This is a genomic window from Spirosoma oryzicola, assembly GCF_021233055.1.
In the GTDB taxonomy this organism is placed as follows: Bacteria; Bacteroidota; Bacteroidia; order Cytophagales; family Spirosomataceae; genus Spirosoma; species Spirosoma oryzicola.
Map to the genome: position 1 here is coordinate 41,860 of NZ_CP089541.1, position 25,445 is coordinate 67,304.

A 25,445-nucleotide genomic window follows, 5' to 3' on the forward strand; every position below is an offset into this window, starting at 1 on the left:
AGGCTACTGGCAAACTGGCAACCTCAGAATTTAGCCCAAATACTTATCGGTGTGTAATCGTAATCATCCAGTTTATTCCATACTGGTCGGTTACCATACCAAAAATATCTCCCCAAAATTGCTTGATCAGAGGGGCGGTTATCGTACCATTTTCGGAAAGTTTGTCGAAGTACGCTTTTAACTGGGCTTCATCCGAACCGCCTAGCGATAAGCTGAACGTACCTGAACTTTGAGGTCCCGAACGATATGGGTTATCACTAGCTAGCAGCACGATGGCTCCGTCCAGCTTTGCGTACATAATCATATTTTTTACCTCGTCGCTATTTGCTTTCGGATCTTGATGCGCATTGGCGGGACCATCGCCAAAAGCAGACATTGTTAGTTCGCCACCGAAAACCTGTTTGTAAAACACCATCGCTTCCCGGCAGTTTCCGCCAAAGAATAGATGTGGGTTGAGCGTTACTGTTGATTGAGACATAGATGTTTAGAAGCGGGTTACTATATGGTGCATAAGCTGAGTGGATATTACAAAAGTAGCGCGTAACTAAAAGATTGGTTGAAGCTCTACGTTGCAATACCCACTGAACTGCTGTTTATGGCTATGCTTCTAAACCTGAACTATATTTTTTAGTAGCATAGGCCTATCGCGAAGTAACGACGCCTTAAAGAGTGGGAACGGCATCTTTAAACCGATAAATCGCCAGGTTTGGCTCTAGATCGTCGAGCGAAACCTGCATATCTTTTAGTGCTCCATTGGAAAGGTCATATACCCAGCCATGCACTTTAATGTCTTTGCTTCCGAAGAGCCGTCTTTGTACAAACGACAGCTTCATCACGTTCAAACACTGTTCCCGCACGTTCAATTCGACCAGCCGACGATGTCTTGCTTCGGGATCTTCAATGGCGTCAAGCTCATCGCGGTGGATACGGTAAACGTCCTGTATATTACGAAGCCAGGTGTTCATATAGCCAAAATCATCGTGGGTCGTAGCCGCTTTAACGCCACCGCATCCATAGTGTCCACAGACAATGACGTGCTTCACCTGCAAACTCTCGACGGCATACTGCAACACGGCCAGCGAACTGATATCGTTGTTTGGAACCAGATTGGCAATGTTACGATGGATGAATACATCTCCTGGTTTGATACCCATAAACGCATCGGGAGATACCCGGCTGTCTGAGCAACCGATGTAAAGAAAGTCGGGAGCCTGGCTTTTAGCCATGTCAGAGAAATAGGCAGGATCGAGGTCCAATTGCTTCTGTACCCATTCTATGTTGTGACTGAACACCTGATCGTACAAACTCATAATTTTTTCGTTTTAGGGGTAAAACTAATAAAAAAGACTTTTCTCAACAGCCTTTGCTCACTGGTCCATTTCTATGGCAGAATAAGCAAACCTGCTTAGTTGTATAACTTATTAGTTGTGAAAAATGCTATAAATTCTTTTGATCAAGTAACTGAAAGCAATTATAAAAGCGGTTGTGCACTAAAACAATAGCCTTACGCAAAGCAAGCTTTTGTGGTTATAAATTGCTCACGATCAATTAAAGAGTGAGGTTCTTCAAACCTAGCTTTCGGGAAGAATAAATCTGACCGCTATCGGTAATCAGGATATAGGTGTAATTGGGGTATTTATTAATTAACTTCAAACCGGCATCTTTTCCGAGCACCATCAGGGAGGTGCTGAATCCATTGGCCGTTTCGGCGCTAGGCCCAAAGACGGTAACGCTACTAACTCCGGTTGCCGGATAACCCGTGCTTGGATTGATGATGTGCGCATAGCGTTTGCCGTTGAACACAACAAACTTTTCGTAACTGCCAGATGTGACTACCGCACTCTGGCGTAGCGGCACCACCGCAAAAAGGGTGTCTCTGTGAAGTGGGTTTATGATGCCAATGGTCCAGTCGCTTCCATCCGGTTGTTTGCCCCAGGTGCTCATATCACCCGAACCATTGACGATACCAGCCTTTATTCCACGTGCCAGCATCATGTCGCGGCAACGGTCGGCGGCATATCCCTCGCCCAAAGCACCGAAGCCAATTTTCATGCCTTTGCGTTTGAGAAAAATGGTGCCGTGTTTCTTGTCCAGAATGATGTTTTGGTAGCCAACTTTTTCAACTGATTTTTTGATGGCTTCGGGGCTGGGCATCTCCGTCATCGAACCGTCGAATTTCCATATCCGATCCATAGCGGCAAAGCTAATGTCGAAGGCGCCCTTCGTGATGTTGGAAAAATGTAAAGCCCGTTCCGTCAACGCAAATACCTCGGGATCAACCCGAACTGGCCCGATGCCCGCATTTGCGTTAACCTTCGAAATTTGACTGTCTGCTTTCCAGTCTGAGATCAGGTTCTCGATTCGTGTCACTTCGGCAATCACAGTGTCGATATGTTGCTCGGCTGCCAGCGAATCAGCCGCGACGATGGTGATGTCGAATCGGCTTCCCATCAATTTGACGGTTCGTTTGCGCGCAACCTGAGCAGAAGCTCCGAAGCAAGACAGAATCAGCAACAAAACAAGTACTTTTTTCATGGCGCTAAAATCGGAAGTATCGGGGTGGGTATGCAACAAAAACACGTCATTGCTGCTATTTATGTATCCGAACGGATTACCAGCACTGGTTTTGGCTGATTGAGTAAGCAAAATTTCTACCTTTACGTCGTAGGCGTTTTTGTCGTTTACGATAAAAACATATTATTATACTAACAAGTTTTAACTTTTGGTTGGAGCAGGTTGGGTACATAAACTCTAGATGCGTTAAAGATGGAAAGTACATTTTATCAGTTATCGGCCAGAACACCGAAGGGGGCAACTATACCTATGGCTGACTATAAAGGCAAAGTGGTGCTTATCGTCAACACCGCCACCCAATGTGGCTTAGCTCCGCAGTTTGATGGTTTGGAAACACTCCATCAAAAATACAAGGACAAAGGACTGGTTGTGCTTGGTTTTCCCTGCGATCAGTTCCGGGGGCAAGAGCCCGAAAGTAATGAAACCGTTGAGCAGGTTTGCAAACTCAACCACGGAGTCACGTTCCAGCTCACTGAAAAGTGCGACGTGAACGGACCTCAAACACAACCTGTTTTTCAATACCTGAAAAAAGAGTTAGGCGGATTCCTGGGGAGTGGCATAAAATGGAACTTTACCAAATTTCTGATCGACAGACATGGACAACCGTACAAACGATACGCACCCATCACCAAACCCGAAGCAATTGAAAGCGATATTCAAAAGCTGATTTGAGGGTAAGCGAAAGACATCGTTTTGTCCAGATAAAATTTGAATTCGTATCACTTTATGTCTGCTTGTGACCTACACTTCCACATAAGGTCTTAATTTCTGCTATGCCTTTTTGAGTACTTTTACCAGAGAAAAAGTAATCCAAGATTAATGAATAATCCACTCTCTTCGGCTGAAGAAGGGGAGCGGTTGGCGGCCCTGGACAGTTATACTATATTAGATTCTTTACCCGAACAGGACTACGAAGATATTACCCTGCTTGCCTCCCAAATCTGTCAAACACCCGTTGCGCTCATTAGTTTGGTGGACGCAGAGCGGCAATGGTTCAAGTCAAACAGGGGTTTATCCTTCCGTCAGACTCCGCGTAATCAATCGTTTTGTGCGCAGAATCTTGTCAATTCAGCCGGCCCTCTGATCGTTGAAGATGCCCGGCTGGATGACCGCTTTCGGGCTAATCCGTTAGTGACAGGAGATCCTCATATTGTCTTTTACGCCGGTGAGCCTTTAGTGGATGAAAATGGGATGGTTCTTGGTTCATTGTGCGTCCTGGATTCTCAAGTGCGCCAACTTGATGCCGGACAACTGACTGCGTTGAAGATTTTGGGCAAGCAGGTGGTGAATCTGCTAACCGCACGCCGGAAAGCGCTTCAGGAAACGATGCTACGTCGGCAGCTACAAGCGAGTGAAGCCCGCTTCCGATCCCTGATCGAACAGTCACCTGTCGCTATTTGTCTGTTTGTTGGTCGTGATATGCACATTGAGATTGCAAACGACCAGATGATTCAGTACTGGGGTAAGGGTAACTCGGTGCTGGGTAAAACACTCCGAGAAGCCGTACCTGAATTAGAAGATCAGCCTTTTCTGACAATCCTCGATCAAGTGTATACCACTGGTGTGCCCTATGTAGGACGAAGTATGCGGACTGACTTAGTCGTTAATGGCATTCTAAAAACCAGCTATTTCGACTTCACGTATCAGCCCATTCGTGATGCCAACGATGCCATCTACGCAATTATGGAATTAGCCATTGACGTAACCGAGGAGATAACGTTGCGTCAACAGTATCAGCACACACAAAAAGCATTGCAGAATGCCGTTGACTTGTCACAACTCGGCATTTGGAAGATAGACGTGGCTACGCAAACTGCCGAGTTTTCCAAGGTTGTAGAGGATTGGGTAGGGAGTACAGAACCATTGACACTGCAAGCCGCCATCTCGGCGATTGATCCGGAGGATTTGCCCCAATTCGAAGCGGCCTTTCGACAAGCGCAGTTTATAGAATCGGGTGGAAAACTTGAAGTAGAGTACCGATTAAAAAATAACACGTCTGGCCAGGTTTACTGGCTGCATTCGATGGGCCAGACCGAATTCGATGATAAAGGTAATCCCGTTTCGATTTTTGGTTTTAGCCGGGATGTTACCCAGGATCGGGCGCTTCAACTTACGCTGGAAAACCAGGTGCGCGAGCGTACACAGGAGTTGTGGCATGCTAATCAGGATTTACAACGCTCAAACGCCAACCTGCAACAGTTTGCCTACGTGGCCAGCCATGATTTACAGGAGCCCTTACGCAAGATTCAATCCTTCAGCACGCTTCTGACCCAGCAACTGGATGGTTATCAGGATGAATCGGTAATGGATCACTTGCAACGCATCACCCGAGCCGGGGCTCGTATGTCTACGCTGATTAAAGATCTGCTTACCTATTCTCGCATCGAAACGCGAAGGCAAGCCTTTAGCCAAGTTTCTCTAGGTTCCATTGTGGAAGGAGTGCTGTCAGTGCTGGATTGGGAGATCCAACAACAAGGAGCGACCATATTGGTTGATGAACTTCCCGTCGTGAAGGGCGATACCATGCAATTAAGCCAACTATTCCAGAACCTGCTGACCAATGCGCTTAAGTTTGTTGCTCCTGACAAAACTCCTCAAATTCGCATTGAGTACGCCTACCTGGCATTAGATGATTTACCAGCCGAGGTACGACCTAGCTCACAGGTTCCGTCTTATCATCAGATAAGCGTAGTTGATCAGGGTGTGGGCTTTGACATTCGCTTTCTTGACCGGATTTTTCAGGTGTTCCAGCGGTTGCACAAAAAGAATGAGTTTCCCGGTACAGGTATCGGATTAGCTATTTGTCAGCGAGTGGTGGAAAATCATGGGGGAAGTATCAGCGCCCATAGTACGCTGGGCGAGGGCGCTACGTTTAGTGTCTACCTGCCCGCTTAGCTAGTAGCCAATTTTCTGTTGCAGAATCGAATAGCTCGGTAAGCTTTGCCGCGAAGTTGTCTATAAAACGAAATAGCTGCGGGTGGTGGTTTGACCAGTGCCCGCAGCTATTTCGTTACTCAAATTATACCACATACCTGAGATTGCTCAGCTTGATAGGTACAGCTTATCCGTTGAGACTAGTGTCTGACTCTACTTGGTTGTCAGAATAGTTGGCCCATCAGGAAACTGAATATCAACATTGTCTTCCGCTGTGACAAAAACTTCCTGTGGTTTATCAACTGAAGTAGCACTTAAGGTTGCTTTCAATACTTTACCCGAGGGATTGAGCTGACCCAGTTTTTTGGTAGAACTCTCATTCGATGTCATCCAGACCAGGTACGTATTTTTTGATGGAGTCAGGTTTTTTGGTGGAGCCAGATTCTGCACATCTATGTTCAGCACATAGTTTTTGTTCTTATCTGTTTTCACTTGTACGGTCCCACTGGCGGACGGAACAATGGTGGAGTTACGAAAGGTCATTTTGGGCGTACATGAACTGAGGCCAGCGATCAGACTCAGCGCCATCATGATACTCTTGATGTGTTTCATTTTGTTGGTACTTTAGCTAGTGATTACGTTATACGTATAAACGTGGGCGACGAATTTAATTAATGAAAAGACCTGTTTTCAGGATCTTTGCATATAGCTTAATGCCAACGTTCCTCCAGGAAACAGCTTCCTACAATTCATCAATCAGTTCGTCAAAATCATAACTTGTATACCTGATAGTTTGTTAGAAGACGTCCTTTCACGAGTCATATCAGGGTTTATGGACTCTATTATTAATACCATAGCAGCTAAACAAGATACTACGAAACACAGATTTAGTCGATAGAATAAAAAATAGGCGCAGCAGATGTAGTTTAAAACCGGTCATTCATTCGCATAACCCGTACTTTTGTCGATGCGTTATGAGCATCTATTACTGAAGTGCATAGTTTATGTATAGTTATAAGAACGATTATAGTGAGGGGGCGCACCCGTCGATTTTACAAGCGTTGGTTGACAGCAATCTGGTACAGCAAAGTGGCTATGGCGATGACGAATACTCCCAACAGGCTGTCGAGCTAATCCGTCAACAGACAAATAATCCATCCGCTTCCGTTTATTTTGTTTCCGGAGGAACGCAGGCAAACCTGGCCGTAATCTCGTCGGTACTTCGTCCGTATGAATCCGTGATTTCTGCGGCAACCGGACACATTTTGATTCACGAAACGGGTGCGATTGAAGCAACGGGCCATAAAATAGAAGCGGTGCAAAGTGCGGATGGTAAACTCAGACCAGCTGATATTCTAGCCATTCTGGAAAAGTTTGAAGCAGTCCATATGACCATGCCCCGTCTGGTGTACATATCCAATCCAACGGAGATAGGGACACACTATGTCCGGGAAGAATTGATTGGTTTGTCCCGTTGTTGTCGCGAATATGGCTTGTTCCTGTTCATGGATGGGGCTCGGCTGGCCTCCGGATTATGTGCCAGCGATATAACCTTTCCCGATCTGGCCGACTATACCGACGTTTTTTACATTGGTGGTACAAAAAGTGGCGCTTTATTGGGTGAAGCCATTGTGATCAACAATCCAGCGCTGCAACCAAATTTTGCGTATACACTCAAACAGCGAGGAGCGCTGTTAGCCAAAGGAAGACTACTGGGTATTCAGTTCAAAGCGCTTTTTACCGACAATCTATTTTTCGAAATCGGGGCTCACGTCAATCGGATGGCGGCAAAGCTTGTCGTTGCGTTTAGCCAGTTAGGGTATTCGTTTCTGACAAAATCATCTACCAATCAAATTTTCCCTATTCTGTCGATTCAGGTCATTCAGGAGTTACAGGCAAAATATGATTTTTATGTCTGGCAGAAAATTGACGATCAGCAGGCTGCTATTCGGCTGGTAACGAGCTGGGCTACTCAGGAAGCAGTAGTTGATCAATTCATCAATGATTTAAACCAGGCACACGAACAAGCCTTGGTTCATGTAACCGTTGCCAGCAAGTAAGGAGCCGGGTATATAATCAGGGCTACCCGCTTGTGAACGGGTAGCCCTGACTACAGGTAGCAAGTGGCTACAAATTACTTATAATAGCCCCAGACTTCCCGGCTTGTAAGGCCTGTTTTTGAAATAACGACGGGTACCACCAGTTCAGGCAGGACTGTGCGCCCTTCCAGGCGATCAGCGGGAAGGGTATTGATTGGAACGTTGTTTGTCGAACTTACTGACCGGTTCGTATAGGTAAACGTTACGGGTAAAACATAGTTACCGGCGTAATCAGATTTCACTTTTGACAGTTTTTCAAAAGCTCGCGTAACCGCCTGATCAAAACCAAAACCGACGTTATCCGGACTAAGCAGCTTGACATTCTTTATTTGGCCCGTTTCGTCCACGTCGAAACCGGCATAAACGCGCCCGTAAGCGCCGTTATTCCAGGCTATATTCGGGTACTTTACGTTTTTTTGTAGAAAATCAGTAAACCCAATGTCGTTGCTCAACAGCGTGTTGTTGAGGGTAGTTTCCGGCAGTCTGGAATCGTAGTTCGTCACGATCTTGACGACATCACTTTCAGTTAGTCGCTTGTCAGGTATCGTGGCGGCCAACTGGCCGGAAGGGTCTCGCAAAACGGTTTCTAATGAGCGTTTGGTCAGACTTACGGGTTGCGGAGGTGTATCGCCTATCTGAATGTAATACCGTTCCTTCGTCTGATAGTAGCCCTCGAAGGAACTGCTTTTCTCGTAACCATTCCGAACCGATTTTTGGATCAGTCGGCTGGTCAGGCTTTTCAATAATTTCGTTTGGCCGTTGTAAACCAACATGACATACGCTTCGTATTTGATGCCAAGCATTGCCTTTGGTTGTCGGATAAACGTGTTGCCGTTAATTGTAAAGGCATAGGGTGTCACAATTTTAGGTGCAATATCTTTTGAAATCTGGCACGTTACTTCATGATTCACCAGATTGAAAGCCAAGTAACAAGGGATTGCTTTACCTGACTCATCGAGTTGTATAGTACCTTTCTGCAATACCGGAAATGTATAGAATTCGCTGCCTAACAGCATGACTTGCTGATGGGAAGAAGCCGGAAAACGATAGGCGGCTTCAGACACATACGACTCACATATCGTCACGACTTGTCCAAAGCCATCTTTTGTGACGGTACACTGACCCCAGGCCGTTGCGGCACGGATAAATAAAAGAGCCGAAAGTATAGTGAAACGATTCATAACTCCGATATGGATAAGTTGTAGGGATTGTTATAAAGCTACGCCAATAAAGTTATATTATTTCATTAAAAATAAATAATGCAAAAAAGGGCTCTTTACGAGAGTAAATAATGTTCAACTTTTTCCGGCTACCTTTGCCCTAAGGGTAGCAAATAAATTACCGAAAGGTAGCCTGTGTTTGCTTTAAAAGGGAATGCAGTGAAAAGCTGCAACAGTCTCCGCTGCTGTAACCCCACGATGAAAGTCACATACCATGTGCGCCACTGTTCTTGAACGGGAAGGCCGTTTGTGGCTGGGGAAGTCAGAATACCTGCCTTTGTAGAATCGATCAACAGCTTTCGGAAGAAAAGCTCGGCTATTCATGATTAAGAGAAAAACAACCGCTAGGCTGCCAAAATCAGCCGTTCCTATCTGGCTGACCTTTTTGTTCGCCCTAGTACTTGCCAGTAGCACCGCTCGGCCAGTTCCGTCTAAACCGGTACCAACGATTAACGTTCCAGTTGGTGAGCAAGTGTCTGTTCGCTACGCCAAAGGCTTTAGCATTAAGTACACTGGCCCTTACAAGATCGTCTCGATTATTAGCCCGTTTGAAAAAAAGGTTGATACTATCCGGTATGTGCTGGTGCAACGGGGTACACCACCGCCAAAAGGGTTTGCTGCCAGTCAGGTCATTGAAATTCCGTTACGTAAGCTGGTCGCCATGTCGTCAATGCACGTAGGATTGGCCGCTTTTCTAGGAGCCGAAGACCTGATCGTTGGGCTAGCTAATTTGAAATATGTCTCGTCGCCCAAAGTGCTCCGGCGGATCGAAACTGGAAAAATCCAGGAAGTTGGGCGCGACCAAACGATCAATGAAGAGCAACTGATTACCATGCAGCCCGATCTGCTGATGGCGATGGGAAGCCCAACGGCCCGAATGGATCGGTATCGTACGCTACGGGATGCGGGCATTCCGGTGCTTATTAATTCGGAGTGGGTGGAAACAACGCCACTGGGTCGGGCCGAATGGGTGAAACTGATGGCGGCTCTGCTTAACAAAGAAAAATTGGTCAATCAGAAGTTTGGTCAGGTTGAGAACGAATACAAACGATTGTCAGCGCTTACGCAAAAGGTGTCGTATAAACCATCGATCATCAGCGGCATGAACGCGAAAGATGCCTGGTTCGTCCCGGATGGAGATAGCTACATGACCCGGTTTTTTCTGGATGCGGGTGGCAGTTATCCTTGGGTAAACCGGCGGGCTACGGGTAGCTTGCCTCTCAACTTCGAAGCGGTTTATCCGATAGCCCTGAAAGCCGATTATTGGCTCAATGTAGGCATGATGTCGGTCGATTCGAAAGAGAGCGTATTAGCCAGAGACGCCCGGTACGCTGATTTCAAGGCATTTAAGCAGGGACGGATGTACAGCTACAGCAAGCGGGTAAACGCCCAGGGAGCAAACGATTTCTGGGAGTCGGGCGCATTGAATCCGCAATTGGTTCTTGCTGACCTGATCAAGATACTCCACCCCGAACTTCTACCGAAACACGAACTGGTCTATTACCGGCAACTGAAGTAATGAAAAGCACTGTTGCTTCTTCGCATGACGCGAGCCGTTTCTCGTCCAAATGGCCCTGGCGTAGGCTGATGCTGTTCGTTTTGACGGGTTTGGCCCTGCTCTGCTTTCTCACAAACATTAGTTTAGGGTCGGTCGCTATTCCACTCAAGGAAGTGGCCCGCATTGTTTTTCAGCAGGAATCGGAGAACAGAGCATGGCTGTACATCGTACAGAAAATACGGTTGCCTAAAGCGATTACTGCGGTAATAGTCGGTTGCGGTCTTTCCGTTAGCGGTCTCCAAATGCAGGCTCTTTTCCGAAATCCACTGGCCGGGCCTTCCGAATTGGGTATTACGGCGGGGGCCGGTCTGGGTGTTGCGCTGGTTATGCTGGGCAGTGGCGGTAGCGCCAGTCTGTACGCGATTCGCCAACTGGGCGTATCGGACAGTTGGTTGTTGGTAACGATGGCTTCGCTGGGATCGGCGTTGGTGCTGTTGCTGGTTTTGTCGATTGCTGGTCGATTGCGCGACAATGTTGTTTTGCTCATCGTCGGCGTTATGGTTGGTACCATTACGTTATCCATCGTTAGCATCTGGCAGTATTTCAGCCAGCCTGAACAGCTTCAGGAGTACCTGATGTGGACGTTTGGTTCACTGGGTGGTGTCGTCCAAACGCATCTGTATGTACTGGCGGGCGTGGTAGCCGGTGGCTTGTTGCTGGCTCTTGCTTCGTCCAAAGCCTTGAATGTCCTGTTGTTGGGCGAAAACTACGCGCGGAGCATGGGCCTGAACGTGCGACGTAGCCGCCTGTTGATCCTGACAAGCACGAGTTTGCTGACGGGTAGCATCACAGCCTTCTGCGGTCCCATTGGCTTTGTCGGCATTGCCGTTCCGCATCTCACCCGCTCGCTGCTCAATACGTCTGATCATCGGCTGCTGGTTCCGGCGACCTGCCTGATTGGTACGGTACTGTTGTTGGTTTGCGATAGCATTGCTCAACTGCCCGGTACGCAGGCCGTGTTACCAATCAACGTCGTAACATCGCTGCTGGGCGCTCCCGTAGTCATCTGGATTATCGTTCGTCGAAATAATTTACGGACTGCACTCTGATGGACCAACAGCAACCCTTGTTAAGCACCAAGGCATTGACAATCGGCTACTCAAGGAGTCGGCAGGTCAGTCGAACGGTGGCCAAATCGCTGGATGTGAGTTTGTGGCCTGGTCAGTTGGTTTGTCTGCTGGGGCCGAACGGCGCGGGGAAGTCAACGCTGATGCGAACGCTGGCCGGTTTGCAGGACCCACTGGGAGGGCAGATTTTTGTTACGGGTCAGGAGTTAGCTCAATTAAGTCCCACAGCCTTGGCGCAGAAGCTGAGTTTGGTGCTGGCGGAGCGAGTCGATACCGGAAATCTGCTGGTTCGCGAATTGGTAGCGTTGGGCCGTACTCCGCATACGGGCTGGTTTGGAAACCTGACTGCATCCGATCACGAACAGGTACAAAACGCTCTGGAAATGACGGAGACGCTTGGGTTTGCTCATCGTCGTTTGCATGAGCTAAGCGATGGCGAACGGCAGAAGGTAATGCTCGCCCGTGCGCTGGCGCAGGATACCGACCTGATCCTACTGGACGAACCGACCGCTCACCTTGATTTACCGAATCGGGTGGAGATGATGCGGCTGCTACACCGATTGTCCCGCCAAACGCAGAAAGCGATTTTACTGTCAACGCACGAGCTGGATTTAGCCCTGCAAACGGCGGATAAACTCTGGCTGCTGGATGCAAAAGGCCATTTGGCTGTGGGTGCTCCGGAAGATTTGGTGCTGACGGGCGCTTTCGAAATTACGTTCGCAAAAGAAGGTTTTTCCTTTGACCGAAACACCGGGACATTCACGATGCATGCCGACGAAATAGGTCCGACACTACATCTCACTGGTGACGAAAACCTGCTTTTCTGGACTCGTCGGGCGCTTTATCGGGAAGGCTTCATCGTTGGGCCATCAAACGAAGCGACTTGTACAATTACCGCTTCCAATCAGAGCGGTAGGGCTACGTGGCAGTACACCATGAACGGTCATGATAGCGTCTTTTTCTCAATTACCGATCTATTGGCATCACTGCAAGAGCTGAAAAACAACTCGGTTCTTACGACAAAATCTGTTTTAAAACAGTAAAATCTTATGAAAATATACACCACAAAAGGCGACAAAGGTACCACGGGGTTGTTTGGGGGGAGCCGGGTCGATAAAGATAACGTTCGTATTGAATGCATCGGAACGCTGGACGAAGCCAACTCAACAATCGGATTATTGCGCGTGAAGCTGGGTGTTGATCATCCGTGGCAGCCAAACCTGCACAAGATCCAGAAAGATTTGATGGATATGATGTCGCACCTGGCCCGGCCTTCCGACGCTAAAAAAGAAAATAAAAACCCGATGCCGGAAGATGGTGCTTCTTTCTGCGAGCAATGGATTGATGCACTGGAAGCTGCCATGTCGTCGCCATCGGATTATTTCCTATTGCCGGGAGGTAACGAAATATCCGCACTGTGTCACGTCGCGCGTACGCAGATCCGGCGGGGTGAACGGCGATTAGTCTCGCTGCGTAAAACCGATGAAGTGAATCCAGCCATTCCGGCTTACGTTAACCGACTTTCGGATCTATTTTTTACCCTGGCGCGGGCCGAAATGGACAAAGCTGGTGTAGCTGAAGAGAAATGGCAGCTTTTTTTGTACAAGCGCTTCAAGTCAGAAGTATAAATTATTCTTCGACAGGATTTACAAGATTGACATGATTTCTTTTTGACAAGTCATCTCACAGATCATTAATAATCAGTTATTTTCTGACAGGATTTACGGGATTAATATTAAGAAAGGAAAATCATGTCAATCTTGTAAATCCTGTCAAAAAAAGCACTCAATACTATGATCATTTACATATCGGGTGGAGCACGGAGCGGCAAAAGTCGGTATGCGCAGGAGCGTGCCCGCCAACTCAGCGATTCGCCGGTTTATGTGGCTACAGCCCACATCTGGGATGATGAATTTGGTCGGCGGGTAGAGCGGCACCGAAACGAACGAGGTCCTGAATGGACCACGTTTGAATCCGAACGCGATCTAAACAACCTGCCGCTGGAAAATCAGGTAGTAGTCATTGATTGCGTTACGCTTTGGCTCACCAATCTGTTTATGGCGTTTGACAATGATATAGAGCAAACGCTTAACGCGTTCAAGGCTGAAATTGATTCGCTACGTCAATTGTCAGGAACGCTTCTTATTATTTCAAATGAGATTGGTATGGGGCTACACGCGGATACCGAGCTTGGTCGAAAATTTACCGACTTGCAGGGTTGGGCCAATCAATACGTAGCAACGCACGCTGACGAAGCAATTTTCATGGTGTCGGGTTTGCCGCTATACTTGAAAAAGAATTTTTAAAAAAACGTAAAAGTCGAAAACAATAGCTCGTTGGACAAAGTTATGTATTTGTAATTCGCTCTAAGCAGAGTAAAAAAACGGAAACGTGACAGTATTTCTGCACACAGAGTGAAATCAAAAGCCAGGTGACTATTCGTCGTCTGGCTTTCTTTTTGGCCTTAACTTTCTATCCAGGTCAGCTTTTCGGCAATTGGTTTACGAGCCGCTGGTTTATCCTTCGCCTGATGGTAACCCATGTAAAAAAAACCAAGGCACTTTTGGTTAGGTGTTAGGTTTAAAAAGGCTTCCAGAGCAGCCAGATTGCTGGGCGAACTCCAGTAAGCGCCAACGCCCAACGCTGTTGCCGTAAGCCACATGTTTTCGACGGCGCAAGATACAGCCGCCACCTCTTCCCACTCCGGCACCTTATCAGGGTGTACTTCCATCACGATAGCAAGAACGCAGGATGACTTTAACACCTTGTTCCGTGTCCCTTCGTATTTTGCTTCCGAGAACGATTCAGGAGTCGCATTAGACCGATACGTCTCGCTCATAAAATCGGCGAGTTTGGTTAATCCGTCGCCCCGAAAAATGGTAAACCGCCACGGCTGGGTCAGTCGATGCGTGGGTGCGTAGTTCGCGTTTTCGAGAATGGTTTCGATAACGTCACGCGGAACTTCTTTGTCGATGTAGTCGGGCGGAAAAATGCTGCGACGGCTACGAATAATTTGGTTGATCGTGTCGATTGATTGGGACATGTTGTACGTACTCATTTAAATAGGCTTATCAATTTAACTTGGTGGACGAATTACGAGTTCCTGTCGACATAGGAACGTACTGGCTTACGGTAGACAAAACGAAATCGACTCGGTCCGCTGCGGAACTCCGGGGTAGTTCAATCAACGTAAAGTTCAGCTGCTGATAGGTTTCCACTATAGCGTCATGCAAAGCGCAGGATTCGGCGAAGGTCTGCCAGCGTTCTGCATCATTGACGTAAATTGCTTCCCAGGGGGGAGCGACGAACACCGTGGGTTGGTACGGATACTGCTGAACTGCCTGCTGAAACAAGGCATCGACTGGTACATCGCCCACTCGTAAATACGCAATGATGTCGGGAATAGCCCGGTCAAAAAACAGTGCCTGATCCTGACCGAATGTGCTTGCCCGCTTATGATCGGCAATCATACCCTTCAGGGCCAATCGGGCAAAACAATCTAGGTCGACCCAGGGTAGGCACTGACTTCCGCTCGCGACTTCCTGCTGAATCAACTGCCGGGATATTTCGTCAAAACAATGAAAACCAGCAGCCCGCAAGGCTTCGATCAATGTACTTTTACCGGCACCCGGTCCACCCGTAATGATAAACTTAGACATATTTGTTACTCACGAAATGGACGACAATCACCAAGATGACCATGAGCAAGCAGGTGAAGTGATTGATTCGGCTGGTGCGCTTGATATCAGTTGGCTCGATCAATCGCTCCTGTTCGCCGATATACGGTTTGTTCACTAAAACGCCGTGGTATACATTCGGACCCCCAAATCGGCAGTTGAGAATACCCGCTAAAGCCGCTTCGGGATAACCGGCGTTTGGGCTCTTATGTAGACTACCATAGTGGATAGAAAATCGAAGTCCGCGCCGGTTTCCACTGACTAAGCCCATCAGCAAAGCGGTCAATCGGGCCGGAATAAAGTTGGCAACGTCGTCCAGCCGGGCGGCAAACTTACCGAATTGCTCGTAACGGTCGCTACGGTAGCCGATCATCGAATCCAGCGTATTGATCATTTTGTACGTCATCATGCCCGGAATACCCGCTAGCCCGTAGAAGAAGAGAGGAGCGATAACACCGTCACTCAGGTTTTCGGACATGGTTTCGAGCACGGCAATCCGTATTTGCTGGGCGCTTAACCGTGACGTGTCTCGCCCAACGATCCGCGAAACCTGCCGACGCCCCGCTTCAATCCCATCCCGTTCCAGTACCCGAAAGACGGCTCTACCTTCGGTAATCAGGTTGTTGTTCGCCAGGCCGTACCAGACAAAAAGCCCATTGACGAGCACAAATAGGACGGGGTGAATAATTAGCAACAGTTGATTCAGTCCGTAGAAAAACAGGTAGACCAGAACGCATAATGTGATGGTTAGCGCAGCGCCTTTTTCAAATCGGAAGGGGCCCCGGTTGAGTCGACGTTCACAAAAGGCAATGGTCGAGCCAAACAGTCGGATCGGGTGGGGCCAGTTGTCGGGGTCGCCGATCAGCAAATCCAGTACGTAGCCGATGAGGAGCGGCAGTATGACCAATACTAGTTTTTCCATTCGGACAGGGCGTTGATCAGCAGGGCGTTTTTATCAGGAGAGAGGGTGCAGACTCGAAAATGACCCGCTCCCAAACCCCGAAAATTACTAGCGTCTCGAATAAGCAGACCGTACTTTTCGAGCAAGAAAGCTTTTAACTGGGCTGCTGTTCCCTTGCTTGTTTCCACCAGAAAAAAATGCGTAGCGCTGTCAAATACGTGGAGCTGATCATTCTGACGCAATTGCTGAACGAAATGGGCTTTGTCAGCCAGGAGTTGATCCAAAGGCAATTGACACTGCTCGAACTGTTCAAAAATAAATCGCCCCGCAGCCAGTGCCATCGCGTTGACCGTCCAGGGCTGTTTACAAGCTTTGAGCTGATCTATACGTTCCGGCTTACCAGCAACGTAACCCAGTCGAAGACCCGGAATCGCGTAGGCTTTTGTCAATGACCGCATGACGAGCAGGTTATCAAACTGGTCGAGTAACCCAATTGCGGTATCAAGCTCACGGGTGAATTCGATGAACGCTTCATCGATCACAAAAAGGGTCTGCGGATTTTTTCCCATCCAGTCGGTCAGTTGCCTAAAAATGGCTCCCGTTGGGTTGTTGGGCGTACAGATAAAGACTAAATCGCTCGTCAATGCCGGCAGATCGGAAAGTGTATTCCAGTCGAGGAAGGTCAGCCTGTGCTGAAACATCCGGCAGGCATCTTCGTACTCGGCGAAGGCGGGCGCTACAATCGTGGTCGTCTGACCGGCAAATGCCTGAGCAATCAAATAGATGCTTTCGGTGGTACCACTGTTGATGAGTACTTGCTTTGGCGTCACCTGGTGGTGTTCGGCGACCTGATTAGCCAGACTCTCGGCCAGTACTTCCGGATATCGGTTGATGGTTGCCCATTGACTGAACAGGTATTCTTTAAGACCTTTAGGCTCACCGCCATACCACACATTGGTACTAAAGTCGGCTGTAATCGTGCGCGAATAGCGGTAGCTATCGTCGCCATGTCCGTGCAGCATAAACTAAGCTTCAAGTAGCCGAATTTGGGGAACGTATTCCCGAAACTGTTCGTCGGCGGATATGATAGTTAAATTTTCTTCCAGAGCAGAGGCTATCAGGAGTCGATCGAAAGGGTCGCGGTGATTAGCGAATAAGGGAATGGATTCGTAAGCCGCAATGTGCGTGTTACGGAGTGGCATTAACTGAAAACCATCGCGATAAAGCTGGCTAATCAAAGCTTCTACAGGCAAAGAGAGTTCAGGTAACTTATTAATTCTCTGCTTGATCGCAATTTCAAATAAGCTTATCTGACTAACCCAAATTGTGTTTGTCTGTAAAATGTTTTGAACAATCGGCTTTAACTTTTCCGGGCTGACAATTGCCCATATAAAAACCTGTGTATCGGCTAAATAATCCATTACATGTAATCACTCAGGTCGTCGAGCGGGTCATTGAAATTATCGGGGATACTATACTGGCCGGCTAAACTACCCAATTTCACTCCTTTATGGTCACCACTCGTCTTTTGCCATTCCTGCTCTTCCATGAATAGGACCACTACTTTTGACTTTTTCATTGTAGGTGGTAATTCGGTCAAGGTAAGATTACCGTTTTCGTAGATTCCTTCGATGGCTTTGTACATAACAGTTCATTTATAAGTGTACAATAATCAAAGATAACCTTTTTTGCAACGTGTTCGGATTCATACGTGAAGAGTCGCGTACACCTGGTCCATATCGACGTTCGCCCGAATCACATCCGCCAGCCGGTCATATTGCTGGTCTTTAAATTTCTGAAAATCGAACGGGGATTCTGATTGTTGCGTCGAATAGTCGGTCAGTAGATCGTTTATAACAACGTCGTTATCCAAAATGCCATGCAGATACGTACCCCAACAGCGATGGCTGTGCCGGTAGCCGTCCGCCAATCCATTGTCCAGGTACGCTACCGGATTGGATGTACCAAGCACCGTTGTCTCGCCCATGTGTATTTCATACCCTACGCAACGAGCCGTTTGCTGCTGGTAGGTGAACTGGCGTTGCTGCGTCGTTTTTGTATGTTGCAAAACGGTTCGAACGGGCAGTAGGCCTAAGCCGGGAATAGACTCAATAGCACTTTCCAAATGATCAGGGTCGTCAATACGTTCGCCCATCATCTGATAGCCACCACATATCCCAATCACCGTTTTGCCGTCTTTGTGGGCCGACACAATGGCGGAGGCTACGCCGTTATTTTTCAGCGTTAACAAATCCTCAATGGTGTTTTTACTACCCGGTAAGATAACAATATCGGCTTTGCGGAGTTCGTCGGGTTGGTTTGAATAAAACAGGTTGACGCGTGGATCGCGTTCCAATCGGTCGAAGTCTGTAAAATTGGATAAGCGTTTCAACAAAACGACCGCTACGTTTACTTTTCCGGCTACCGTAGATCGAAATTTCTGTTCCAATGAAACTGAATCTTCCTGCTCGATAAAAATATCCCGAAAGTAAGGTAATACGCCCACGACTGGAACACCGGTCAGTTCTTCCAGCATCCGGCGTCCGTCTTCAAACAAGCGAGCATCTCCCCGAAATTTGTTGACAATAATACCCTTGATAAGTGAACGTTCCTCTGGCGTCAGCAGAGCGATGGTGCCGTAAACACTGCCGAATAATCCGCCCCGGTCGATGTCGCCAATCAGGTACGTTGCCGCGCCCGCGTGCTGCGCCATACGCAGGTTGGTAATGTCGCGGTGTTTTAAATTTAACTCCGAAATACTACCCGCTCCCTCCATCACCACGGGCGAATACTGGTTGCTCAATCGGTCAAACGCCTGCTTAACAGCGGTAAAGAGTTCAGCCCGGTTGTTTCCCATGAAATAATCGTAAGCGGACTGATTGCCAATGGGCTTGCCATTGAGGATGACCTGCGAACTATTGTCGTTTGTTGGCTTCAATAATACCGGATTCATATCGGTATGACAGGCAATGCCAGCCGCTTCGGCCTGAACCGCCTGCGCCCGACCAATTTCGAGGCCATCGGGGGTTGCGTAGCTGTTCAGCGACATATTCTGGGCTTTGAACGGGGCAGGCTGATAGCCGTCCTGTTTGAAAATGCGGCAGAACCCCGCCGTGATAACGCTTTTGCCAACGTCGGACGCCGTACCGACAAACATAATAGGACGAAGCTTACGCATTAGTTTCTCATAGGTTAAGCCGTGAGGATACCGTCTTGGTTATCGTGTCTGCGGTCAGATCGTCCAGCGCTACGCACTCCGCGCCTAGAGCCTGAGCCAACTCCCGCGCCCGACCCAATCGCAGGTAATCAGTGTCCGTGTCAATAACCAGAGTCGATAGCGATTGATCACGAAGCTGGTTGGCCAGTCGAATTGTTTGTTGCCAGGCATCACCACCGCCGGGTAAGGGTACATTCGCTTTACCATCGCTTAAAATGACCACGAAAGGCTGTCTCTTGTCCGATTTTTGGAGCGATTCCACCAGTTCGGCAGTCATTTGTAAGGCGTGTGGTAATGGCGTTCGTCCGCCCGTTGGCAGGTTCTGTAGCGCCTGCTCAGCCTGCTCAATATCGCGGGTAGGGGCTAATAGTAGCTGCGATTCTACTCCCCGAAAAGCAATAACGCCCACACGATCGCGGTGCTGGTAAGCGTCGGTCAATAGACTTACTACACTCCCTTTGACAGCTTCCATCCGGCGGCTGGCAGCCATCGACCCGGACGCATCGACCACAAACAAAATCAGGTTACCTGTTTTTCCGACTCGCACACTCTGATGCAGATCGTCACGGGTGATTTTCCACTCATCGTCTCCCCGGTGTATTGCGCTCTGCAAGGTAGCTGATACTGCAAGATCCGTTGGTCGCTGATCGGGGACCGCTCGCACGAACGAACCGCGTGGCGCATTCGTAACTGGATTACGTCGTCCAGTCACAGTGGGTTGCTGACTGACGTTTGTTTCGGTAACCAGCGATGGCGTACTCAGGACAGGCAGCACGCCAAAAACCTGTTCCTGCTGTGATTCGTCACGAGATGATTCGTCGCTTTGTGATGAATTACCGTTGGGCGATTGTGGAGCTGTTTCCGATTGATCGTTGTTTTTTTTAGGTTGTGGTTGGTGGGGGGCATCCGATGGCGGCTGTAGTTCATCCAGCTGGTTTTCGAACTGTCGATTCTCTTCCGCTGGTTTTTTTCGATGCCGGTGGGGGAGAGCCAGCTCAGCCGCTTGCCGAATGTCGTCCGCTGTTACATCGGTGCGCCCCGCTAGAGCCACTAGTGTCAAAGCTGTTTTGTACAAGACAATATCGGCCCGTAGACTGGCGACGTTCAACTGCGTACACAGCTGACTAATGAACGTCAGTAACCCGTCGGTCATGCGTACTTCGGGTAACAACTGGCGAGCCTGCTGAATCTGACGCGCTATAGCCTTTTGTTCATTATCCCACTGATTGACAAATAGCACGGGATCGGCTTCAAAGGCAATACGACGTCGAACGACTTCGGTTCGCTCGGCAGCATCGCGGGGAGCCGTTACATCGACTACTAATCCAAACCGGTCGAGAAATTGAGGGCGAAGGTTGCCTTCTTCGGGGTTCATCGTTCCGATCAGCATAAACCGGGCCGGATGATTCACCGACAAACCGTCCCGCTGAACCGTGTTGACACCCATAGCCGCCACGTCGAGCAAACTGTCGATCAGATGATCGGCTAGCAGGTTCACTTCGTCAATGTACAGGATACCCTGATGAGCCGAAGCCAATAAACCCGGCTGTAATTTCTTTTTCCGTTCTACCAACACACCTTCTAAATCCAGACTACCCAACACCCGGTCTTCGGTTGCCCCGAGCGGTAGGTTAACAAACGGAACGGCTACCTCTTCCGTTTGCCAGTTGGGCTGCTGACACGCCTGACACGCATCCAATGGCTCGTTAGGCAGACAGTTAAAGAGAGAACCGGCTACACGTAAAATAGGCGGCATCACTGCTGACAAGCCGCGAACAGCCGTGCTTTTAGCAGTACCCTTGTCGCCCCGGACCAGTACCCCGCCAATACCCGGATCGACCGCGCACAAAAGAAGGGCTTGTTTGAGCCTGGGCTGACCGACGAGGGCCGAAAACGGGTAAATCATGAATGGGTGAGTCGGATAAAAAAGTAATTGGAAGCTGTCAAAATATGTTGGTTGCTGGTTATTCGCTGCGTATTTCAAGCATGCTTTCGCTTTTCAGGTACACCTCCTGCAAGGCCTGTAACATATCGGGGGATGGGTTCGCCCACATGCCCCGCTGAGCGGCTTCGAGCAACCGTTCGGCGATGGCGTTCAAAGCCCACGGGTTGCTTTCAGCAAAGAACTGCTGCATGGCGGGGTCCAGAGCGTAGGTTTCGCCCACCTGCTCGTACATCCAGTCATCGACAACCTGCGCGGTGGCATCATAGCCAAACAAATAGTCTACCGTAGCGGTCAGCTCCAAACCACCCTTGTAACCGTGTCGCTTGATGCTTTCCAGCCATTTCGGATTGACGACCCGCGACCGGAAAACGCGTAATGCTTCTTCTTTCAAGTCGCGCACAACCGGCTGGGCGGGGTTCTGTGAATCGCCAAAATAGTGTTTCGGCTGTTGCCCCGTCAGGCTGCGGATCGTGGCAATCATGCCGCCGTGAAATTGTAGGTAATCGTCACTGTCAAAAATGTCATGTTCGCGATTATCCTGATTGTGAAGCGCTACCTCCACACCTGACAACCGCTGTCTGAACTCGGTACGCGCGTCGACACCCTGCGCGGTTTTCGAATAGGCATACCCGCCCCAGTTGACGTAAGCCTGAGCAAAATCAGCGTCGGCGCGCCAATTTTTTTCGTTGATGAGCGGCAGAATACCTGCTCCATAGCTACCGGGCGCGGCCCCAAAGATTCGGTAACTAGCTCGCTCTTCAGCTTCTTCGAGGGGCATATCCTGGTCGCTTAGTCCGGCTAAATCAGCTAGATAGTGCTTACGGACGAAGTTCTGGTCGAGCGGTTCATCCAAGGCAATGACGCGCTGAACCGCTTCGTCCAACAACTCAATCAAATTTGGGAAAGCATCCCGGAAAAAGCCGCTGATTCGGGTCGTGACGTCGATTCGGGGGCGGCCCAGCTCGTCGAGCGACATTATTTCCACGGTTGTCACTCGCCGACTTTCGACCTGCCAGATCGGGCGGACGCCGAGCAAGGCCATTACTTCGGCTACGTCGTCGCCACTGGTCCGCATGGCGCTCGTCCCCCAGATGCTGATACCCACACTTTCGGGATACGTTCCGGTTTCTTTCCAGTGCCGGTCAAGCACTTCGCGGGCGAGTTGTTGACCTACTTCCCAGGCTGCCTGCGATGGTAACGCTCGTGGATCGACAGCGTAGAAATTACGGCCCGTCGGCAAAATATGCGCCATCCCCCGCGTTGGTGCGCCACTTGGCCCTGCCGGAACATACCCGCCGGATAACCCATGCAATAGGTTAGCAATCTCTTCGTCGGTACGCGCCAGATTGGGCATTAGCCGACTGCATACGTAACGCAATACCTGCCGAATGCCGTCAAACTTAGCTTGAGCTGGCGATTCGTTAAACGTCTCGAATAGCACTTGGTCGATGCGATCAGGGTGGAATCGGTACTGTTGAGTCACCCGAAACAAGTGGTTGGCCAGTTCGTCAAGGACTTCCAGCGCATCCGAATGGGTGATCACGGGGCGTCCGGCTAGTTTCGTAAATGCCATCGAAACAGATTGAAGTCGCGCACCTTTATTCGCTTGTAATGTGTTCAGGTTCCAGTTGAAAAGCTGCGCTAATTCGGCGGGTAAACTAGGCGTCGTGGCGTTCGGTAGCCGGGTAAGCGATTGCAACATATCGACCAGGGCGTCACCCGTCGGCATTTCGCCCAGCGTGTGTAGACCGTTCCGAATCTGAGCCGCTCCCAACTCACACAGGTAACCGTCAATGTCTTCGATCAGGTGCGCAACATCTTTTCCGTCCATTTCGGTTAGACTGACTGGCACACCTTCGGGCGTCATTTCATCGTCCCAATCGTGCTTGTGATCGCCGTGGTCGCGGCTGAGCATGGCCGACAGATCGGCGTCTAGGTTCGTTTGTTTGATGAGCGTCCAGATCTGCCGTTGCAACAGTGGGAGCTTGGCCGGGTCCATTGTTTCAACCTGATAATATTCATCGACCAACTGCGTCAGCTGAGCCAGTTCTCCGTAACTGTCGGCGGAGGTCATGGGGGGCGTCAGGTGATCGATCACGACGGCATGAGCGCGCCGTTTGGCCTGTGATCCTTCGCCGGGGTCGTTGATAATGAACGGATAGAAAAGCGGCAGATCGCCCAGAAATGCATCAGGAAAACAATTGGCCGACAGCCCGATTCCTTTTCCCGGTAGCCACTCCAATGTACCATGTTTGCCGACGTGCACAATGGCGTCGGCCCGCCAGTCGTCGCGGAGCCAGCGGTACAGAGCGTAATAGTGATGAGTAGGCGGTAAATCGGGCTGGTGATAGATGGCATCGGGGTCCATGCCGTAGCCACGGGGCGGTTGCAACGCAACGAACGCATTACCCAAATCCAGACCCGCCAACGCAATGTGTCCGTTGTGAACATAGGTTTCGCCGGGGGGCGGTCCCCACTGCTTCTCCATTTTTTTGCGCAGCGCTTCGGGCAACTGAGCATACCATTCCTGATAACGCGCAGATGACACCCGACCGGCAGCATGGGCGAGTTGCTCCGGGGTCAGATACGTTTCGTCGTACGCACAACGGTCGATGAGCTGGTGAATCAGCTCCGTTCCCGTTGCGGGTAGTTCGCCGATCTGATAGCCTTCCGCTTGCATCGCGTACAGGATATTCATCAACGAAGCCGGTGCATCCAGGCCAACGGCATTACCGATCTGCGAGGCTTTCGTATTTGAATTTGTGAAAATAAAAGCGATCTTTTTCTGGGCGTTCGGCAGATTCCGCAGTCGCGAAAAACGCAGGGCCAGCCCCGTTACGCGCTCTACCCGATCATCCAGCGGAACGTAGCCTTTGGCATGCCGCTCTTTCTCTTTGAACGAAACCGGAACCGTAATGATCCGTCCGTCAAACTCAGGAATCGCTACGTTCATGGCCGTATCCAGCGGATTGAGCCCCCGGCTTGACGACTCCCAAGGACCACGGGCCATTCCCGGCGTAATAGCCTGAAAAATGGGCACGTTGAGCTGGGCCAGCGCTCGCCCTGAATCCGCTTCCTCGTCCGCCGGGCGAACATCGGTCATCGCGTACGAGATGGTATTGATCAGATTGTCAATGGCAATGCCGCCGTGCTCGGCCTGGAAGTAGCTGAACGCGAATGGGGCGTTGGTAGCCGGGTCAATCGCTTTAAGCGACGACGTAAAGATCGGCAGTGCGTTCAGGCCTTTGTCTTCCAACGACCGAACGAGTGCATCCACAAAAGCCGTGTTGCCGCTAAGCCAGTGCGACCGGTAAAACGTAATGCCCACCGTAGGCCGATCCGGATTATGCTGCTGTACCCAGTCTGATAGATTGGCCTGTTCGGGTAGATCAGGATGATAAATGCCGTGTTCAGGTAGCTGGACGGGGGCATCGGCCCCGAAGCCCGTCATCAGCAGGTGATCGGATAAGAAGTAAAGCAGGGACGTAAAATTCTGGTAGCCTCCGGCTTGTACATACGCCAGCGTTTCGTGCAGAATAGCAGGTGAAACCGTCGAAACAGCAGCAAAATCAGGGTTCAACTCGCCCGTACCGCTAATGACGATCAGATGCTGCCCTTTTTCTTTAGCCCGACGTACCAACTCACTAAAGCCGGGAACACTGCTTGGCCGACCGTGAATACGCAGGACAATGATCTGAGCGGCCCCGATCTCCCGGTCGAGCAGTTGAGCCATCTGCGCTTCGCTCTTGATCGCCAGCAGACTGATCCCCGACGTTTTCGGAAAATCGTCCGGTAATTCCTGCAAGACCCGGTTCATTGTCAGCAGGTCGGTGTCGGCGTGAGTCAGGAACACGATGCCGCCGGTTGGCGTTGCCGTCTGGCCGAGTTGGGTAGCTACTTCAGAGCCTTTCCAGGTGTAAAATTGGAAAACGTATTCCGACAGCTCAGCCGGTGGGGCCAGAAACCCGTCGGCGGCAATCATGCTGTCGATGTAATCGAAAATGGCGATGATCTGCCAGTCGCTATTAACGGAATGAAACCACACCGAATGCCCGTCGAAGAGCAGCGTGACCACATTAGCCAGCGTGCAGGGGCCGAGGCACCCGCCTTTGGTCATGTGAACGACGTTGCGAATCTTCCGACGCATCCACTCGCTTTTGTACAATTCGACCGGAATGGCCGCGTACCCCCGGTCGGTGCGACCGCAGCAGCAGGCGTTGTAGCAATACGATAAGTGCCCCCGGCGCTGAACCAAGTTTATGGCTTTACCGTCGGATCGGGTTACTCGCTGGCGTTTGATGTCAGCCATAAGG

Annotated in this window: 22 protein-coding genes and 1 riboswitch; of the genes, 8 read left to right on the forward strand and 14 right to left on the reverse strand. The window is 49.8% G+C overall.

Annotated elements, in window-relative coordinates; all coding sequences use genetic code 11:
- Positions 1 to 43: 43 nt before the first annotated feature.
- The 3 genes from LQ777_RS26410 to LQ777_RS26420 form a co-directional block, all read right to left on the reverse strand.
- Complete coding sequence (locus LQ777_RS26410) at positions 44 to 478, reverse strand: VOC family protein (RefSeq protein WP_232563440.1); 435 nt, start codon at positions 476 to 478, stop codon at positions 44 to 46.
- A gap of 184 nt (positions 479 to 662) precedes the next feature.
- Entirely contained in the window at positions 663 to 1,310 is a 648-nt protein-coding gene (locus tag LQ777_RS26415) for a carbonic anhydrase (protein ID WP_232563441.1), read from the reverse strand.
- A 238-nt stretch (positions 1,311 to 1,548) separates the two neighbouring features.
- Complete coding sequence (locus tag LQ777_RS26420; RefSeq protein ID WP_232563442.1) at positions 1,549 to 2,535, reverse strand: FAD:protein FMN transferase; 987 nt, start codon at positions 2,533 to 2,535, stop codon at positions 1,549 to 1,551.
- A gap of 231 nt (positions 2,536 to 2,766) precedes the next feature.
- On the opposite strand from LQ777_RS26420, the gene LQ777_RS26425 reads away from it, so the two are divergent.
- Positions 2,767 to 3,246 carry a glutathione peroxidase gene (locus LQ777_RS26425; RefSeq protein WP_232563443.1) on the forward strand — a complete coding sequence of 160 codons (480 nt, stop codon included), beginning with the start codon at positions 2,767 to 2,769 and terminating at the stop codon, positions 3,244 to 3,246.
- A gap of 147 nt (positions 3,247 to 3,393) precedes the next feature.
- On the forward strand, positions 3,394 to 5,469 hold the full coding sequence (locus tag LQ777_RS26430; RefSeq protein ID WP_232563444.1) for a GAF domain-containing sensor histidine kinase: 2,076 nt from the start codon (positions 3,394 to 3,396) through the stop codon (positions 5,467 to 5,469).
- 192 nt (positions 5,470 to 5,661) lie between these two features.
- Here LQ777_RS26430 and LQ777_RS26435 read toward each other — a convergent pair whose 3' ends face one another.
- Positions 5,662 to 6,060, reverse strand: coding sequence for a hypothetical protein (locus tag LQ777_RS26435; RefSeq protein WP_232563445.1), 399 nt, complete (start codon positions 6,058 to 6,060; stop codon positions 5,662 to 5,664).
- Positions 6,061 to 6,452: 392 nt separating this feature from the next.
- Between LQ777_RS26435 and LQ777_RS26440 the strand changes: the two genes are divergently transcribed.
- The gene (locus LQ777_RS26440) at positions 6,453 to 7,508 is read left to right on the forward strand and encodes a threonine aldolase family protein (RefSeq protein WP_232563446.1); all 1,056 of its coding nucleotides are present in this window, start codon (positions 6,453 to 6,455) and stop codon (positions 7,506 to 7,508) included.
- 74 nt (positions 7,509 to 7,582) lie between these two features.
- Here LQ777_RS26440 and LQ777_RS26445 read toward each other — a convergent pair whose 3' ends face one another.
- Entirely contained in the window at positions 7,583 to 8,728 is a 1,146-nt protein-coding gene (locus tag LQ777_RS26445) for an energy transducer TonB (RefSeq protein WP_232563447.1), read from the reverse strand.
- Between the two features lie 148 nt (positions 8,729 to 8,876).
- Positions 8,877 to 9,060: riboswitch (cobalamin riboswitch) on the forward strand.
- A 29-nt stretch (positions 9,061 to 9,089) separates the two neighbouring features.
- Between LQ777_RS26445 and LQ777_RS26450 the strand changes: the two genes are divergently transcribed.
- The 5 genes from LQ777_RS26450 to LQ777_RS26470 all read left to right on the forward strand — a co-directional run bounded on the left by LQ777_RS26450 (position 9,090) and on the right by LQ777_RS26470 (position 13,698).
- Positions 9,090 to 10,286, forward strand: a complete 1,197-nt coding sequence (locus LQ777_RS26450; RefSeq protein WP_232563448.1) for an ABC transporter substrate-binding protein — start codon at positions 9,090 to 9,092, stop codon at positions 10,284 to 10,286.
- Positions 10,286 to 11,374 (forward strand): iron chelate uptake ABC transporter family permease subunit, encoded by a 1,089-nt coding sequence (locus LQ777_RS26455; RefSeq protein ID WP_483012346.1) that lies wholly within the window; start codon positions 10,286 to 10,288, stop codon positions 11,372 to 11,374. Before LQ777_RS26450 ends, LQ777_RS26455 begins: the two co-directional genes overlap by 1 nt.
- Positions 11,374 to 12,435 (forward strand): ABC transporter ATP-binding protein, encoded by a 1,062-nt coding sequence (locus LQ777_RS26460; protein ID WP_232563449.1) that lies wholly within the window; start codon positions 11,374 to 11,376, stop codon positions 12,433 to 12,435. Before LQ777_RS26455 ends, LQ777_RS26460 begins: the two co-directional genes overlap by 1 nt.
- Positions 12,436 to 12,441: 6 nt before the next feature.
- Positions 12,442 to 13,020 carry a cob(I)yrinic acid a,c-diamide adenosyltransferase gene (locus LQ777_RS26465; RefSeq protein WP_232563450.1) on the forward strand — a complete coding sequence of 193 codons (579 nt, stop codon included), beginning with the start codon at positions 12,442 to 12,444 and terminating at the stop codon, positions 13,018 to 13,020.
- A 165-nt stretch (positions 13,021 to 13,185) separates the two neighbouring features.
- Positions 13,186 to 13,698, forward strand: a complete 513-nt coding sequence (locus LQ777_RS26470) for a bifunctional adenosylcobinamide kinase/adenosylcobinamide-phosphate guanylyltransferase (protein WP_232563451.1) — start codon at positions 13,186 to 13,188, stop codon at positions 13,696 to 13,698.
- Positions 13,699 to 13,856: 158 nt separating this feature from the next.
- Here the strand turns inward: LQ777_RS26470 and LQ777_RS26475 are convergent, their stop codons facing one another.
- Genes LQ777_RS26475 through cobN form a run of 9 tightly spaced genes read right to left on the reverse strand, consistent with a single transcriptional unit; the run spans position 13,857 to position 25,441 of the window.
- Positions 13,857 to 14,435 carry a nitroreductase family protein gene (locus LQ777_RS26475; protein WP_232563452.1) on the reverse strand — a complete coding sequence of 193 codons (579 nt, stop codon included), beginning with the start codon at positions 14,433 to 14,435 and terminating at the stop codon, positions 13,857 to 13,859.
- 28 nt (positions 14,436 to 14,463) lie between these two features.
- Positions 14,464 to 15,051, reverse strand: coding sequence for an AAA family ATPase (locus LQ777_RS26480; RefSeq protein WP_232563453.1), 588 nt, complete (start codon positions 15,049 to 15,051; stop codon positions 14,464 to 14,466).
- Positions 15,044 to 15,991, reverse strand: coding sequence for an adenosylcobinamide-phosphate synthase CbiB (gene cbiB / locus LQ777_RS26485; protein WP_232563454.1), 948 nt, complete (start codon positions 15,989 to 15,991; stop codon positions 15,044 to 15,046). The genes LQ777_RS26480 and cbiB overlap by 8 nt, the downstream gene beginning before the upstream one ends.
- On the reverse strand, positions 15,979 to 16,992 hold the full coding sequence (locus LQ777_RS26490) for a pyridoxal phosphate-dependent aminotransferase (protein WP_232563455.1): 1,014 nt from the start codon (positions 16,990 to 16,992) through the stop codon (positions 15,979 to 15,981). Before LQ777_RS26490 ends, cbiB begins: the two co-directional genes overlap by 13 nt.
- A gap of 3 nt (positions 16,993 to 16,995) precedes the next feature.
- Positions 16,996 to 17,391, reverse strand: coding sequence for a type II toxin-antitoxin system VapC family toxin (locus LQ777_RS26495; RefSeq protein WP_232563456.1), 396 nt, complete (start codon positions 17,389 to 17,391; stop codon positions 16,996 to 16,998).
- Positions 17,391 to 17,615 carry a hypothetical protein gene (locus LQ777_RS26500; RefSeq protein ID WP_232563457.1) on the reverse strand — a complete coding sequence of 75 codons (225 nt, stop codon included), beginning with the start codon at positions 17,613 to 17,615 and terminating at the stop codon, positions 17,391 to 17,393. The genes LQ777_RS26495 and LQ777_RS26500 overlap by 1 nt, the downstream gene beginning before the upstream one ends.
- Before the next feature lie 60 nt (positions 17,616 to 17,675).
- Positions 17,676 to 19,148 (reverse strand): cobyric acid synthase, encoded by a 1,473-nt coding sequence (locus tag LQ777_RS26505; RefSeq protein WP_232563458.1) that lies wholly within the window; start codon positions 19,146 to 19,148, stop codon positions 17,676 to 17,678.
- A gap of 7 nt (positions 19,149 to 19,155) precedes the next feature.
- The gene (locus tag LQ777_RS26510; RefSeq protein ID WP_232563459.1) at positions 19,156 to 21,093 is read right to left on the reverse strand and encodes a putative cobaltochelatase; all 1,938 of its coding nucleotides are present in this window, start codon (positions 21,091 to 21,093) and stop codon (positions 19,156 to 19,158) included.
- 58 nt (positions 21,094 to 21,151) lie between these two features.
- Positions 21,152 to 25,441, reverse strand: coding sequence for a cobaltochelatase subunit CobN (gene cobN, locus LQ777_RS26515; RefSeq protein ID WP_232563460.1), 4,290 nt, complete (start codon positions 25,439 to 25,441; stop codon positions 21,152 to 21,154).
- Positions 25,442 to 25,445 lie beyond the last annotated feature (4 nt).